The sequence below is a fragment of the Pedobacter zeae genome (assembly GCF_014196715.1).
Lineage (GTDB): Bacteria > Bacteroidota > Bacteroidia > Sphingobacteriales > Sphingobacteriaceae > Pedobacter > Pedobacter zeae.
Window position 1 is genome coordinate 740,073 of record NZ_JACIEF010000002.1, and the last position, 14,354, is coordinate 754,426.

The 14,354-nt window shown below is 39.4% G+C and carries 14 protein-coding genes; 5 read left to right on the forward strand and 9 right to left on the reverse strand.

Annotation, left to right across the window (positions count from 1 at the left end; genetic code table 11):
• Positions 1-4: 4 nt before the first annotated feature.
• From GGQ60_RS09765 to GGQ60_RS09805, 9 genes are all read right to left on the reverse strand, one after another.
• Positions 5-706 (reverse strand): SDR family oxidoreductase, encoded by a 702-nt coding sequence (locus GGQ60_RS09765; RefSeq protein WP_183763003.1) that lies wholly within the window; start codon positions 704-706, stop codon positions 5-7.
• Between the two features lie 257 nt (positions 707-963).
• On the reverse strand, positions 964-2,745 hold the full coding sequence (locus tag GGQ60_RS09770) for an aromatic amino acid hydroxylase (RefSeq protein ID WP_183763006.1): 1,782 nt from the start codon (positions 2,743-2,745) through the stop codon (positions 964-966).
• A gap of 1,056 nt (positions 2,746-3,801) precedes the next feature.
• The gene (locus GGQ60_RS09775) at positions 3,802-4,311 is read right to left on the reverse strand and encodes a GtrA family protein (RefSeq protein WP_183763009.1); all 510 of its coding nucleotides are present in this window, start codon (positions 4,309-4,311) and stop codon (positions 3,802-3,804) included.
• A gap of 87 nt (positions 4,312-4,398) precedes the next feature.
• Entirely contained in the window at positions 4,399-5,085 is a 687-nt protein-coding gene (locus GGQ60_RS09780; RefSeq protein WP_183763012.1) for a CAP domain-containing protein, read from the reverse strand.
• Between the two features lie 175 nt (positions 5,086-5,260).
• Complete coding sequence (locus GGQ60_RS09785; RefSeq protein WP_183763015.1) at positions 5,261-6,025, reverse strand: SDR family NAD(P)-dependent oxidoreductase; 765 nt, start codon at positions 6,023-6,025, stop codon at positions 5,261-5,263.
• An 87-nt stretch (positions 6,026-6,112) separates the two neighbouring features.
• A complete protein-coding gene (locus GGQ60_RS09790) occupies positions 6,113-6,520 on the reverse strand; it encodes a helix-turn-helix transcriptional regulator (protein WP_183763018.1) in 408 nt (135 codons plus the stop codon).
• Positions 6,521-6,686: 166 nt separating this feature from the next.
• A complete protein-coding gene (locus GGQ60_RS09795) occupies positions 6,687-7,559 on the reverse strand; it encodes a DUF6252 domain-containing protein (protein ID WP_183763021.1) in 873 nt (290 codons plus the stop codon).
• A gap of 48 nt (positions 7,560-7,607) precedes the next feature.
• Entirely contained in the window at positions 7,608-8,294 is a 687-nt protein-coding gene (locus GGQ60_RS09800; protein WP_183763026.1) for a 2'-5' RNA ligase family protein, read from the reverse strand.
• Positions 8,295-8,386: 92 nt separating this feature from the next.
• Positions 8,387-10,030 carry a glycine--tRNA ligase gene (locus GGQ60_RS09805; protein ID WP_183763029.1) on the reverse strand — a complete coding sequence of 548 codons (1,644 nt, stop codon included), beginning with the start codon at positions 10,028-10,030 and terminating at the stop codon, positions 8,387-8,389.
• Positions 10,031-10,301: 271 nt separating this feature from the next.
• Between GGQ60_RS09805 and GGQ60_RS09810 the strand changes: the two genes are divergently transcribed.
• From GGQ60_RS09810 to GGQ60_RS09830, 5 genes are all read left to right on the forward strand, one after another.
• Positions 10,302-11,222, forward strand: a complete 921-nt coding sequence (locus GGQ60_RS09810; protein WP_183763032.1) for a glycerophosphodiester phosphodiesterase family protein — start codon at positions 10,302-10,304, stop codon at positions 11,220-11,222.
• 134 nt (positions 11,223-11,356) lie between these two features.
• The gene (locus GGQ60_RS09815; RefSeq protein WP_183763035.1) at positions 11,357-12,064 is read left to right on the forward strand and encodes an ATP-binding cassette domain-containing protein; all 708 of its coding nucleotides are present in this window, start codon (positions 11,357-11,359) and stop codon (positions 12,062-12,064) included.
• A gap of 2 nt (positions 12,065-12,066) precedes the next feature.
• Complete coding sequence (locus GGQ60_RS09820; protein WP_183763039.1) at positions 12,067-12,606, forward strand: hypothetical protein; 540 nt, start codon at positions 12,067-12,069, stop codon at positions 12,604-12,606.
• 223 nt (positions 12,607-12,829) lie between these two features.
• A complete protein-coding gene (locus GGQ60_RS09825; RefSeq protein WP_183763042.1) occupies positions 12,830-13,360 on the forward strand; it encodes a hypothetical protein in 531 nt (176 codons plus the stop codon).
• A 183-nt stretch (positions 13,361-13,543) separates the two neighbouring features.
• Positions 13,544-14,200 (forward strand): porin family protein, encoded by a 657-nt coding sequence (locus GGQ60_RS09830; protein ID WP_183763044.1) that lies wholly within the window; start codon positions 13,544-13,546, stop codon positions 14,198-14,200.
• Positions 14,201-14,354: the final 154 nt, after the last annotated feature.

Consider the following 14,354-nt stretch of genomic DNA (forward strand, 5'->3'; position numbering starts at 1 on the left):
TGTATTATGGAGTTGTAACGGCTACAGGTAAAATCTTGCCATTAAAAAATTTCTGCCCGGTTTTTGCAAAATCGGCCACATATTTCCCCATTTCGAAAGCCATTACCGGACTTTGATAACCCGGAAAAGCAGCTTCGAGCATTTCAGTTTGTGCCGATCCCAAAGCCAGGCAATTGATCTTGATTCCGGTTTCGGCCAATTCAAATGCCAAACATTCGGTTAACGTATGTAAGGCCGCTTTACTGGCCGAATAAGCAGAAAGGCCAGGAAACTTAACACTTCCCTGAAAACCACCCATACTGCCGATGTTTACAATATGGCTTCCGCTTTGCATTAAAGGTAGCAGGTTTTGGATCATCCTGAAATGCGAAATCACATTGCTTTGCAGCATTTCGCCCAGATCAACTTCAGTGGTTTCTAAAAATGGTTTGTTAATTAAAGCACCGGCATTGTTGATCAGGATATCAATTGTACCCAACCGCTCCCTTAAAAAAGGGATTAGTGCGGCATAATCGTCGTTAACAATGTCGAATTCTACCGGTAAAAGGGTGCAATCGGGATTGATGCCCCGCGCAATCTCCAGCAGTTTACGTAATTTATCGGCCGAACGGGCAATGGCAACAATTTTGTTTTCTTTGTGTAAGCTAAACTCTAAAGCTGTTTCAAAACCGATTCCGCTACTGGCACCTGTAATTATAACGTTCATTAAAAGGAATTAAAAATTATTGTAAAGTTAAAAGATTAGAATGGTTTTAAAGTACAGAATTGTCCTCGTTTGTAACGAGGATTGCTGAAAATAGTAATTCTATCGCTGATTTGCATATTCAAACACAATAAGAATGGCTTAGGGCTTTATTTCTTATATATTTTTTAAGTTTAATTGAGAAAAATGCTTTTTTAATAACATACCTCACATTGCAAATGTGATTCTCGTACGTCATCGTTATAAACGAGGACAATAAATCAATCTTCAACAAGTAACTGACTTACCGGGTTTTTAATCACATGTAAGCCATCATTGATCAATTTGGCGTGGTCTGTTTCTTTACTTGCCTTAATCTCCAGATAGACCTGGATTTCCCTTTCCAGCTGATGATAGATTTTTTTATGATAAACGATTTCGAGTATTTCCAATGCACAAAGCCAATCCTGCCTGTGATCTGTTTTTAATTGCGTAAAAATAGCTGCAAGCTGTTCCAGGTTTTCGCCACTTTCCCTGATTTCCCTAACTGTTTTATACAAAGTATGCAGTTTTAAGGTTTTATCATCGTAGGTAATTTTATGCGTTTTCTCTCTGCTAATCAAAGTAATTTCTTCATAGGCATCCTTGTCTGCCGCACCGTTAAACACCGATACAATTTTTTCGCCAACAGCCATATCGTAAGTACCCCATTCCGGTTTAAATAAAGTATTTCCATTGCTTTCGGTAACGGTGCAATCGTTAAAGGCAATTAAAATCAATTTATCCTTCTCTGTAATGATATCGTTAACTATTCCTTCAACATTAATTCCGCTATCAAACAGGAGCTCGGCCCGTTTGCCTAGGGTTATCCCTATGTTTTCCAACGCTGTAAGGCTAAAATTTTCAAGTGGCTGGCTGGTGTTTCTGAGTTTGCCTACCGGCGATGAAAAGCCATCGGCATGGTAATCTTTACCATGACCCTTAAGCTGTTTATTATTAAAAGCCAAAGCCGACGGACCAGTTGTTTTAATAAACGTAACTTCATCCCCGGCACTGATGCCCATATCGGTAAAAATACCGCTCACCTGTAAGCCTGAACTGTAAACAGCCGTAGCCACATTTTTACAGGCAATGGCTTTCATTACACTTTCCGCTCCGCCACGCCTGAAAGCCATGGTATTGGCAAATTGTTCTAACACATCAATCAGGTTTTGAAAGGTTTCAGTAACAAAAAGCTGCGGCTGCGGCTTAGTAATATCGTATGGGTAATTTACCGTGTCGATATTGTACCAGAGTTTGGCTACATCGCTGTGCATACAGGTGGCACTTTCGCCAATGGAGGAGAGCAAGCCTGCACCGTAAATTTTAGGGTTTTCTAAAGTGCCAATCAAACCATATTCTACTGTCCACCAGTGTAAACGCCCTAAAAGGGCCATTTCTGAAGGCTCGCCCATATTTTCGCTGATGTAACGCAGGTTTTTTTCGGCCTGTGCTATTTCGGCAGGATCGGCATCTGCCGCTTCTTTTAAAATAGAAAGCTTCCTGATGGCTTCATAAAGTTCGAAATCTTTGGCCGAGAACATGGCTTTTGCCCCGATTGAACCAAAATAGCTGAGGTAATTATTATAATCGGTATCAGCAATAATAGGGGCATGGCCGGCACTTTCGTGTATGATATCGGGGGCAGGGGTATATTCGATGTGGTTAATCTGGCGGATATCAGCCGCAATAACCAGCACACGGTAGGCCTGGTATTCCATAAAAGCAGCCGGAGGAATAAAACCATCAACGGTTACCGCTCCCCAGCCAATTTTACCCAGGTTATCGTTCATGGTCTGCAGGTCAGGTATATATTCAATACTTAAACCCGCCCTTTGTAAGCCTTTAATGTATGGATAATAAGCAACATTTTTAAGGTAACTGTAATTCTGACGCATTACGTAACGCCAAACGGCCTGATCGATGGGCGTATATTTTTCGTAATCCTGGGCAACAATAAATTGCTTTAAATGATTGGGCAATTTGGCTACCTGCGCATTATTAAAGTCATTAAAATGGCTCATGGTTATTTATGAAATAAGTTGGTTGGCAGCTAAGTTAGGATGTTGTTTTTATCTTAACAAGAAAGCAGCCGCATAAATTAACAGGTTAACGTAATAAAGGTTTCGGTAGGTGAAAAAGATAAAGTTGATAAGTTGTTGTTAATAAGAAAGATACTATGGCATTCTGAAAGGAAACTCAGGCCGGTATGCAGGGTCGTATAAAAAACGGAAATACTGTTTGTCACCTAAGCCGACTGATCTGTAAAGTGCTGCGTTTTCCAAAAAAAGGATAGATGATTGTTGATCAGGAAAGGTACTATTGCATTTCATCGTTTGGCTCCGGTTGGGCTGTTTGCTATATCTCCGATGAAAAATCGGAGGATGCCGCTTCCATCCCGTTTAGGTACAGCGGCTTGTGCTAATGACCTGGTTTTCTTTGCATATCTTTTAAAAACGAAAATAAGAGCATTGTTTTGGCCACTTAAACCCGACTGGTGCGTAAAGCCCGGAACGAGGTTACGAGTGAGGACTTGAAGCGAAGGCGGGACTGTAGAAGCCCAAAGGCTTGTAGAACTGCTTTCCAAAAAATGGTTTGATTATATAGGCCATGATAAGGAAAGGTACTGTTGCATTTCATCTGGCGGCTCCGGTCGGGCTGTTTGCTATATCTCCGATGAAAAATCGGAGGATGCCGCTTCTATCCCGTTTAGGTACAGCGGCTTGTGCTGATGAACCTGGTTTTCTTTGCAATTTCCTATAAAAACGAAAATAGGAGCACTGTTTTGGCCACTTAAACCCGACTGGTGCGTAAAGCCCGGAACGAGGTTACGAGTGAGGACTTGAAGCGAAGGCGGGGCTATAGAAGCCCAAAGGCTTGTAGAACTGCTTTCCAAAAAATGGTTTGATTATATAGGCCATGATCAGGAAAGGTACTGTAGCATTGCATCGGGAGGCTTCGGTCGGGCTGTTTGCTATATCTCCGACGAAAAATCGGAGGATGCCGCTTCCATCCCGTTTAGGTACAAAGATTGGTACTAATGAACCTCATTTCTTATATACAACTACCCGCATTGAAAATTAATTTTTCTTCTCTTTTTTACTCCCGATTTTTTTTACACTGAAAGTAAAGTAGTGCTGGTACAGATAACTAAATATAGCCATTAAAACCGAAACCAGAACCCGCGAAAGCATGGATAGTGTTGGATAATCGCGTAAAAGTTCCAGTAAAAACTTTAACAGCACATAATTAGCCAGGATATTGATGAACTGCAGGTTCAAAAACCTAAATAATTGTACCCGGCCTTTTAGCTCACTGTGCGTAAATATAACGTACTTGTTAAGCAAAAAGCTGGTTGGGATGGCAACGGCATAGTCTACGAGTAATGAGGCCGTTTCTCTTTGCAGCACAATTATACCAAAATTTACGGCTTCCGTTTTAAAAATGAAAAAGTAAGCAAAGTAATAACTTAAAATGCCCAGCAAGAGTGTGCTGCCACCGGTAGCCAAATACCTGAAATTATGTAAAGAAATAATTTTTTTAAAAGGTGGGTGAAAAAAATCTATTGCGGCTAAAATGGCGTTACGCATTACTTGAAACTGTTCGTTGTTATTTTTTGGCGCAATTTACAATTAAATTTTTATTGACACCGTAATGGGATCATTTAAGTCTTTTTATTAATGGTTGGTGTAATATGCAGGTTGTGCTACAAAATCGATCACGGCGCACCAGCTGTACGATGGATGCGGCTGAATGCTCACCCCAACGGTATTCAGTTTATATTTTTGATCGAGCAGATTAAACCGGTGACCAAGCGAAGGTACCCCACAATCTAGTAATAAATGACATACAATGTCTAAACTGTTCGAATACCCAAAGTCGATATTTTCGCTCATCGCTCTATTGGGGAAATATTTAGATAAGCGTGTTGAAAACTTATCTCCGTTGCTGCTTTCGTGTGTATCGAGGTTGTTTCGGTTCAGATCCTGGGCATGGCTACGGCTTAATGCGGTAAGCTTATCATCGGGATAAAATACAGGTAGATTTTTTATCCCCCTTAAATGTTTTAGTAAAGAGGTATAATAGCTATTGTTACGGGTAATCCGCAGTTCATTATAATTTCTGTATTGCTTTACCTTAGCGTTGTAGTTATTAATGTAATCTTCTAAAAAAGTGTAATAAAACTTTTCGCCATCAATGCGGATGAGGTTCATATACATGACCACGTTTTTCTCTTCGTTGGTTAAATAAGAAGCATTTGCTGCGGTATTGGCCCTGCGAAACTCCGCATCTGTCCATTTCTGGGCATTTGCATCGGTAACAAAAATTAAGAATATAAGGGTAGGTAGAAGTATTTTACGCATCTGATGGTTTTCATGGATAACGGCATTTGATGCAAATTATTTTCCGTTCGGAAATTTAGATCGTGTTTAAGCCACAGCATTTAGCGGTTACAAGCTACAACTAAAATTAACCACGAAGGCACAAAGAAATAGCCTTCCTGCCATGGTGCCTTCGTGGTTGGATAAAAGAGTTGGTTTATAAAAACATACCGCCTGATGCCTCAATGCGCTGAGCATTGATCCATCTGGCATCTTCGGTACATAAAAATGCAACTATGCCGCCAATATCGTCAGGCAAACCCACGCGGCCTAAGGCAGTATTGGCAGCTATTCCCGCATTGAGTTGATCGTTATCGCGTACCACACCACCACCAAAATCGGTTTCTATAGCGCCAGGGGCAATGATGTTCGATCTGATTCCTCTTGCTCCCAATTCTTTGGCCTGGTATTTTGTTAAGGTTTCCATTGCACCTTTCATCGAAGCATAGGCCGCATAACCCGGGGTTGCAAAACGGGCGAGCCCTGAAGAAATATTAATGATGCCACCACCATCATTTAATAATGGCAGAGCTTTTTGGGTTAAAAAGAAAGCTCCTTTATAATGGATGTTTACCAAGGCATCAAATTGTTCCTCGGTAGTATCGGCAAATGATGCATGGATGCCAATCCCGGCATTATTAACCAGGAAGTCGAACTTTTCTGCATGGAAAACAGATTTTAGCACGCTTTTAACTTCCGTAAAAAAGCTATCAAAAGTTTTAGAGTCGCCAACATTTAACTGTATTGCTGCTGCCGGTACACCCAATGCATTTATTTCGTTTACAGTATCTTCTGCTTCCCCTTTTTTAGATTGATAGGTAATTATTACACCAATTCCTTTTGCCGCAATTTTTAAGGCTGCGTTTTTTCCCAGTCCGCGGCTACCACCGGTTACCAGGGCAATTTTATTTTGTGTTTCCATTTTTTTGTTTTTTTATTAAACAAAATTAGCTGGAAATCGGCTGTAAAAATGGTGACAGCTTCAGTAAAAATGGTGACTGTTTAAGTTTTATGTGGTGATAATTTCCTGATTTGTAGCCAAAGACCTAAAATATGCCTCCCGGTACTGCTTTGGGGTCTGGCCGGCAAAGTGTTTAAAAAACTTGGTAAAGTTGGAGGGATCGTAAGTTAATATCCTGGCAATTTCGGCAATAGGCATACTTACATTCTGTAGCATTGCTTTAGAAATTTCCATTAAACGTTCTTCAAAAAAGAAACATGGCGAATGCCCGGTCGCGGCCTTAATGGTATTGCTTAAATGTGTAGGATGCACATGAATAAGATCTGCAAAATCTCTAACCTCGAACATTTCTGTAGCCCGGCCAGATACGATATCATCAAGGTGTTTATCTAATTCTTTTAAATAATCTGCTGCAATTTCATGCCGACGGGCAAAAAACTTCTGTGGAATTTTCATAAAAATGATTTTGATCGCTGAACAAATATACCATCAAAGCCATTGATTATGAAATAGACTCATACACATTTGTACTTTTGCTACTTAGAGATTATAGATCAAAAAATCCGTTGTAAAAGAAAAGCCGCTGATGGTTAAATCAACGGCTTAATATTTTTAAATACTTTTACAGTTTACTAAAAGGTAAATCAAAAGTTCCGTCTGTAATATTTACTGACGTATTTATGGTTGTATTCTGGTTGGCACCACTGAAGAAAAATGTTCCTTTCAACTTATTTCCGGCTTCGCTGGTAATAACCAAAGTACCCGCGTCTGCATAAAATGAACCGGTTTGACTTTGGTCTTTCATATAAACACCAGTTCCGTCCTTTGCTATATCATAAGTGCCTACGCCTTTGTATTCGACAATCGAAATAAGCAGGCGTTTATCGCCATTTACCGTTGTAATTGTTAATAATTTGCCCGCAGGAGAATTTACAGATACTGCTTCGCCGGTAAAGCCTATGGCAGTACCATCTACTTTTGCATTTAAATTGTTGGTACTGTTATTCGTTTCAGGGATTTTTGCCGGCACTAAACTGATGTTAAACTGGCCTTCGCTAATGGTTTTGGTGGCTAAAGTTAAATAATTTTGCCCTTTAAATTCGAAAGTGCCTTTAATGTATTGGCCGGCTAAATAGCTAGTAATCTTAATTTCACCATTGGTGGCGCTGAGGTAGGCCTCCTGGAGGCCTAGATTATTCGGAAGATATGTAGCTATGTTACTATCAGATAAAGTATATGTACCAACCCCCTTAAAATCACTGATCAATAAACTAAAACCACTGGTTGCTTTATTCCCCAAAAGCTGCACAGTAGTTTTTCCATCGATTACATAAGTTTGGGCAGTGGCTAAGGTGCATTTCAATAAAACGCCATCAACTTTTCCGCTCATTGATGATGAATCCCAATCAGGGTGGTAATCGATTTCTTTTTTACAGGATGAGGTAATTAGAAGGCATATCAGTGCCAGTAAGGATAATTTAAATGGAGTTTTCACGAGGGTTAATTTGTTGTGGTTAAATAATCTGGCGCTAAGATAAATAATTTAGTCAAACGCTAATGAAAAGGTATGTAGCTTTTTAACAAATTTTTCCCGCTGATACCAGTCATTATAAACCAGTTCTACCTGTTTAACATCAAAAGTACCAAAATCAAAATTACGGTACTTTTCCATCAGGCTAACCAATGCGTCAGGATTTTGCAAAGGATTGTTAAACCGTACAACGGTGGCGTGTGCTGTTTGTATGGCATATCGCTTATCGATGCTTTGCTTTAGCCCAGAATTTTTGAAGGTTTTGCGTAAATCATCCCTGATTTCATTTAAGGTATCGGTTAAAAAACCCTGAATGAGGATGCACGAAGGAGAGGCCGTAAGTCCTCTGAACTGAATTTTGAATCCCTGATGCCGATTTAAAACTTCCCGAATAAGGCTAACGTAATCCTGTACCTGGATATTCTTTAAATCAAAGCCCTCATAACAGGAAATGATCGACATCAAAGTGATATGGATATCGGCATTTTGATAATAATACTGGTCCGGCTCAGTAGCTTTTACTTCAGCCAAAAATTGTTGGATTTGGGTTTTGGTAGCCAGGTCAGGTCTGATTACCAGGGTAATGCCAAAGCGCCTGTCGGTTTCATCATTAATTAAAGGATCAGTTTCGTATTCACCTAAAGTAATTTTTGTAATAGCATCTTTATAAAGTTTATTGTAGTGTTCGGCTAAATTCATTTCATTTTATACAAAAAAGTCGCAGGTTTTAGCCTGCGACTGAATATGATTTCGTTGGATGCTGAATTTATTTCAGCATCACGATTCCCGTTTTAAGCGAGCAAAGTTTTCCAGCTTACTGCTGATCCAATGATGTTCTCTAAATCTGCAATGGCTACACGTTCCTGCTCCATGCTGTCGCGGTGGCGAATCGTAACCGTATTATCCTCTAAACTCTGATGGTCTACAGTGATACAGAACGGCGTACCTACAGCATCCTGGCGGCGGTAACGTTTACCAATCGCATCTTTCTCTTCGTAAATACAGTTGAAATCCAATTTCAATGCATCCATAATTTCGCGTGCTTTTTCTGGCAGGCCATCTTTTTTCGTCAACGGGAAAATAGCCACTTTATAAGGGGCCAAAGCAGGGTGTAAGCGCAGTAAAGTACGGCTATCCTGTTTATCTTCGGTGCTTAAATCCTGTTCTTCGAAAGCATTGATCATCGTTAACAGGAACATACGGTCTAAACCGATCGAAGTTTCGATTACATAAGGAACGTAATTACCATAAGGTTTCCCCTCTTCATTTAAGTCGTTATCGAAATACTGCATTTTTTTACCCGAATATTCCTGGTGCTGCGTTAAATCGAAATCGGTACGGCTGTGGATTCCTTCAACTTCTTTAAAACCAAATGGGAATTCGAATTCAATATCAGTAGCCGCATTGGCATAGTGTGCCAGTTTAACATGGTCGTGATAACGGTATTTCTCAGGATTGGTGCCTAAGGCCTTATGCCATTTTAAACGGGCTTCCTTCCAGTATTCGAACCATTTTTTATCTTCACCCGGACGAACGAAAAACTGCATTTCCATTTGTTCGAACTCGCGCATGCGCATAATGAACTGGCGGGCAATTACCTCATTTCTGAAAGCCTTACCAATCTGTGCAATACCGAAGGGGATTTTCATCCTGCCTGATTTTTGTACGTTCAAAAAGTTAACAAAAATACCCTGGGCAGTTTCCGGACGCAGGTATACCTCGTCACTTCCCTCAGCCATGGCGCCAAATTGCGTACTGAACATCAGGTTAAACTGGCGTACCTCTGTCCAGTTCGAAGTTTTAGAAATCGGACAGATTACTTTATAATTTACGATTAAATCCTTTAGCTGTGCTAAGTTCTCAGATTTAAGTGCAAGGTTCATTTCTACTTCAAGTGCTAAACCTTTTTTTACAAATCTCCAGCTTGCCTCCTCAACAAAAGGATATTTAGCCGCATCCAAAATGGTTGCCTCGTCTTTAAAACCCGGAATCCAGGCGGCCTGGCCTTCATCGCTTAGGGCCAGTATTTCTTGTTGAAATTCTTCAAATTTAGCTCGGTTTGCCTCGCTGAAATTGGCCAATTCAGCATATAATTCGTCAATTTTATTCTCCAATAACTGATCTGCACGGTAACGTTTTTTCGAATCCTTATTATCGATCATCGGATCGTTAAAACCATCTACGTGTCCGCTGGCTTTCCAAACTTTAGGATGCATAAAAATTGCAGAATCGATCCCCACAATGTTTTCGTGCATCTGTACCATGGCTTTCCACCAGTAAGTTTTAATGTTGTTTTTTAACTCGGCACCCAACTGGCCATAGTCGTAAACGGCACTTAAGCCATCATATATTTCGCTGCTCTGGAATACAAAACCGTATTCTTTAGCGTGTGATATTACATTTTTAAATTGTTCGTCGTTATTCTTTTGAGCCATAATGGAGGCAAATATAATAAAAAGGCGGAGGGTTTAAAGGTATAAGGTTGAAGGTTTTTGATCACCTAAAACCAACGCTATTGTGATACTGAATTTATTCCAGCTATCTTTTATGGAAAGGAATTAGATACATGATCAGTCAGCTTATATGTTCCTGCATTTCTTATATGATTAAATATATAGTGAAGCAATAACGCTGCTAATCGGTTTACCCAACATTTAACATTCCATTTTACCGCTTCCATTTTCCATTTTTTCCTACTTTTGAAATATGAAATACCATTACTTACTATGCTGGTTGGTTATTGCCGTTTTTAGCTCCTGCAAACCAGAAGAAAAAAGCCACCAATATATCAGGTTTAGTAGCACGGAAGAGTTATACCGATTCTTAAAATGGTCGCCTGAAGGCCGTTTTCCTTTAATCAGTGCCCACCGTGGCGGTCCGATGCCCGGTTTTCCTGAAAACTGTATCGAAACATTCGATAATGCCACTACCTATAACCCCGTCATAATTGAATTCGATATTGCCTATAGCAAAGATTCTGTTATGGTTCTTATGCACGATGATCAACTAGACAGGACCTCTACAGGCAAAGGACCTGTTGCAAATTATACCTATGCAGAGTTAAGGGCTTTTAACCTGAAAGATAACGAGGGTAATGAAACTAAATTTAAGATCCCCAGCCTGGATAGCGTACTCAGTTGGAGCAAAGGCAAGGTGTTATTAACCATCGATTTAAAAAAAGGTGTTTCTTATGCCAAAGTGATCGAAAAAGTGAGGCAGTATAAAGCAGAAAGCAATTCAATAATCATTACCTATACTGCCGGTCAGGCTAAAGAGGTGCACCAACTTGCTCCGGATTTAATGATATCTGCTTCTGTGCAAAAGAAAGCGGAGTTGAAAAGGTTAAACAGCATAGGGATTCCCAATAACCGGATAGTCGCTTTTGTTGGCGTTTCTGCACCCGGTAAGGATTTTTATCAATACCTGCACAGCAAGGGCATTACCACTATTTTAGGCACAATGGGTAATATTGATGAAAGTGCCAAGGCAAGTCCTGCTAAAAATGTATACTATCATCTCGTTAATAACGGAGCCGATATTTTATCGGGCGATAATTTGCCACAGGCATCAGAAGAGCTGGATAAATTTAGGTATAATAAAAAATTAAGTTCTACGCATATTAATTAACCACCGATAAAAAGGATGAACACAGATCTGGTAGGTAACTTAAAAACTGTGTTTACCTGTATAATCTGCGGTAAAAAAATAGGTTAAGTACATTTAACCTTAAAGTCTGTATTGATCTGCGAAAAAAATATAAAATGAGTATTTCAGTTAAAAATCTTTCGAAACATTACGGTAAGCAAAAAGCGGTTGATGCCATCAGTTTTGAGGCTAAACCTGGCCGTATTCTTGGTTTTTTAGGCCCAAATGGAGCGGGTAAATCAACCACTATGCGCATGCTTACCGGTTATTTGGAGCCAACTTCTGGTACAGCTGAAATTTTTGGAAAAAGCATTGAAAGTCAGGCTATAGAAGCTAAAAAACACATCGGTTACCTTCCTGAAAATACCCCATTATATGCCGATATGTATGTAAAGGAGTTCTTAAGCTTTGTGGGGCAAACCTATAAAACCGATCATTTAGCTGTAAGGATTGATGAAGTGATTAAGATGGTTGGTTTAACGCCAGAGCAGCATAAAAAAATCGGCATGTTATCTAAAGGTTATCGCCAACGGGTGGGTTTGGCGCAAGCCATCATCCATGATCCGGAGGTTTTAATTTTGGATGAACCCACTTCAGGCCTGGATCCGAATCAATTGGTCGACATCCGGCAGCTGATCAAAAAACTGGGTGCAGCTAAAACGGTTGTCATTTCCACGCACATCATGCAGGAAGTTGAAGCCATTTGCGACGATATCATCATCCTGAGTAAAGGCAAAATTGTGGCTAACAACTCACTTGAAGGCTTGAAAAAAGCACATCAGCAACAATCACTAGAAGATATTTTCAGAAAGCTTACCGCATAGTTATGTTCAACCCAAAAATCAAAATTTTACTCATCGCTGCTTTATTTTTAAGTCCGCTATTATTAAAAGCCCAGGTAAACACCAGTATCGGAGTCGGTGCCGAGATCGGTTTACCTTCGGGCAATTTTTCAAACCTTTCAGGAATTGGCCTGGGGGCATCCTTAAAAGCTGACCTGCCCGTAGCTGAAAGTTTCGCAATAACCTTAAATGCAGGTTTTATGAACTTTTTTGGAAGGAGTAACGCGCTTTTCAGTGTACAGGATTTAACCTACATCCCGGCAAAAGCCGGACTGAAATACCAACTAAGCGAAAGTTTTTACGCCGAAGGTCAATTAGGTGCAGCATTGCCTTTAAATAAAGATCAAAAAACTTTATTTGCATGGTCGCCTGGTTTTGGAAACCAATTTAAACTTCCGGGAGGTGATAAGCTCGATCTGGGAATCCGATACGAAGCGTGGACAGGTAAAAATACCATAGGGCTGGACCGGTCGGATACCAAAGGATTTGTGGGGATCAGGTTCGCCTACGTATTGGGGCTGTGAAACAATTTTTGTGTTTAATTGTTTGATTTATTAGTCAAAAAAGAGCAATAATTCCAATTTTTACCATTTAATACAACTGTTTGGAATAAAATATTTTTATTTTAACGTTCAGTTAGTCAGTTTTTTACTGCCATTATTTTCTGTTTTTCATTTTGTTCGTAACGTTTTGGCATCATGCTTGTCTAAAAAGACGAAATAATTAACGAATAATAATTAAAAAACAATGAAAAAAGTATTACTATCTTTATTAATGGTTGCAGGCTTAGGCTTTGCAGCTTCAGCTCAAACAGAAGGCGCAGTTCAAAAATTAAGTATTGGTGCTGAATTTGGTTTACCAACAGAAAAAAACTCTAATTCTTTCATCGCAGGTGGTTCATTGCAATATGAGCACCCAGTAGCTAAATCTTTAAGTTTAACCGGATCAGCTGGTTATTTATCGGTAATGGCAACTGGCGATGCTAAAGATTTTCTAAAATCTATAGGAGCTAAAACAAGTTCAGGTGTTATTCCATTAAAAGCTGGTGCTAAATATTATTTTGGTGGCAATTTTTATGGTGCTGGAGAATTAGGTGCTGCAATAGGTACTGAAACTGGCAGCAGTACTTTATTTGCTGTTGCACCAACTTTAGGTGCATCTTTTTCAGTTGCAGATAAATCAAGCTTAGATTTCGGTTTACGTTACGAAAACTGGTCTGGTAATGGTGGTTCTACCGGTTTTATCGGCTTACGCGCTGCATTTGCATTCGGTTTGTAATAAACACAACCATACATTATTTCAAAGCCTCCAAGCAATTGGGGGCTTTGTTTTTACGGAAATTTATTTTTTTAATATTTTAACTATTAAATTAGTTTGTTTATCATTGCAGGATTTACTTGCCAATCAGGTAAATACACGGAAAATAAAAAACAATTCTAACAAACAGTTCTCAAAAAACAAATGAAAAAATTAGTACTATCTTTATTAACAGTTGCAGCCTTAAGCACTGCGGCATTCGCTCAAAACAATAAGCCGGTAAAATTTGGTGTAAAAGCAGGTTTGGCATTTCCTAATATGACTTTCTCGGCTGGTAATGCATCATTTAGTTATGGCACAAAAACCTCTTACTATGTTGGCGGGACAGTAGAATTCGAATTGTCTGATCTGGTATCAATTCAACCAGGATTAACTTTTGTCAATAAAGGCACCAAAATTAATAGTAGCAGTTTTGGATTTGACAATGATGACTTTCTTACTGATGTTAATGCCACATTAAATTTCAAATATCTTGAAGTACCCGTTAATGCCCTTGTGAATTTCAAAGTAGCTAATTCGGGGAAATTATTTGTAGGCGCAGGGCCTTACTTCGCCTATGCTTTAAGTGGTAATGCTAAAATGGGATCAATGAAAGAAAAAATCGAATTTAAAGATTCAGGTTTTAACCGTAGCGATTTCGGATTGAATTTTTTAGCTGGTTTTCAGTTAAATAACGGTTTAAACATTCACGCAGGCTATGGCTTGGGTTTAGGCAATATGGCTAACGGCGAAGAAGCACAAGATTTTGACGTTTCAATTAAGCACAAAGTATTTACAGTTGGGTTAGGTTTTTCTTTCTAAAATTGTAATCAAAACTTCAGGCCTCTGATGAAAATCAGGGGCTTTTTTGTGTAAACACTTTTGGTAGCCTGACCGTTTGCCATTAATATTAAACTCTTAGCCATCGGCCATTTTGCCATTAAACCGGGTAAGCTAACGAAAAAATATTTCTTAA

What these genes read in the sequence shown, in the direction of transcription:
- GGQ60_RS09785 (WP_183763015.1), bottom strand. Translation starts at nt 6,025, where the DNA reads ATGGAAACACAAAATAAAATTGCCCTGGTAACCGGTGGTAGCCGCGGA.
- GGQ60_RS09830 (WP_183763044.1), top strand. Translation starts at nt 13,544, where the DNA reads ATGAAAAAATTAGTACTATCTTTATTAACAGTTGCAGCCTTAAGCACT.
- GGQ60_RS09805 (WP_183763029.1), bottom strand. Translation starts at nt 10,030, where the DNA reads ATGGCTCAAAAGAATAACGACGAACAATTTAAAAATGTAATATCACAC.
- GGQ60_RS09820 (WP_183763039.1), top strand. Translation starts at nt 12,067, where the DNA reads ATGTTCAACCCAAAAATCAAAATTTTACTCATCGCTGCTTTATTTTTA.
- GGQ60_RS09775 (WP_183763009.1), bottom strand. Translation starts at nt 4,311, where the DNA reads ATGCGTAACGCCATTTTAGCCGCAATAGATTTTTTTCACCCACCTTTT.
- GGQ60_RS09810 (WP_183763032.1), top strand. Translation starts at nt 10,302, where the DNA reads ATGAAATACCATTACTTACTATGCTGGTTGGTTATTGCCGTTTTTAGC.
- GGQ60_RS09765 (WP_183763003.1), bottom strand. Translation starts at nt 706, where the DNA reads ATGAACGTTATAATTACAGGTGCCAGTAGCGGAATCGGTTTTGAAACA.
- GGQ60_RS09815 (WP_183763035.1), top strand. Translation starts at nt 11,357, where the DNA reads ATGAGTATTTCAGTTAAAAATCTTTCGAAACATTACGGTAAGCAAAAA.
- GGQ60_RS09825 (WP_183763042.1), top strand. Translation starts at nt 12,830, where the DNA reads ATGAAAAAAGTATTACTATCTTTATTAATGGTTGCAGGCTTAGGCTTT.
- GGQ60_RS09800 (WP_183763026.1), bottom strand. Translation starts at nt 8,294, where the DNA reads ATGAATTTAGCCGAACACTACAATAAACTTTATAAAGATGCTATTACA.
- GGQ60_RS09790 (WP_183763018.1), bottom strand. Translation starts at nt 6,520, where the DNA reads ATGAAAATTCCACAGAAGTTTTTTGCCCGTCGGCATGAAATTGCAGCA.
- GGQ60_RS09780 (WP_183763012.1), bottom strand. Translation starts at nt 5,085, where the DNA reads ATGCGTAAAATACTTCTACCTACCCTTATATTCTTAATTTTTGTTACC.
- GGQ60_RS09770 (WP_183763006.1), bottom strand. Translation starts at nt 2,745, where the DNA reads ATGAGCCATTTTAATGACTTTAATAATGCGCAGGTAGCCAAATTGCCC.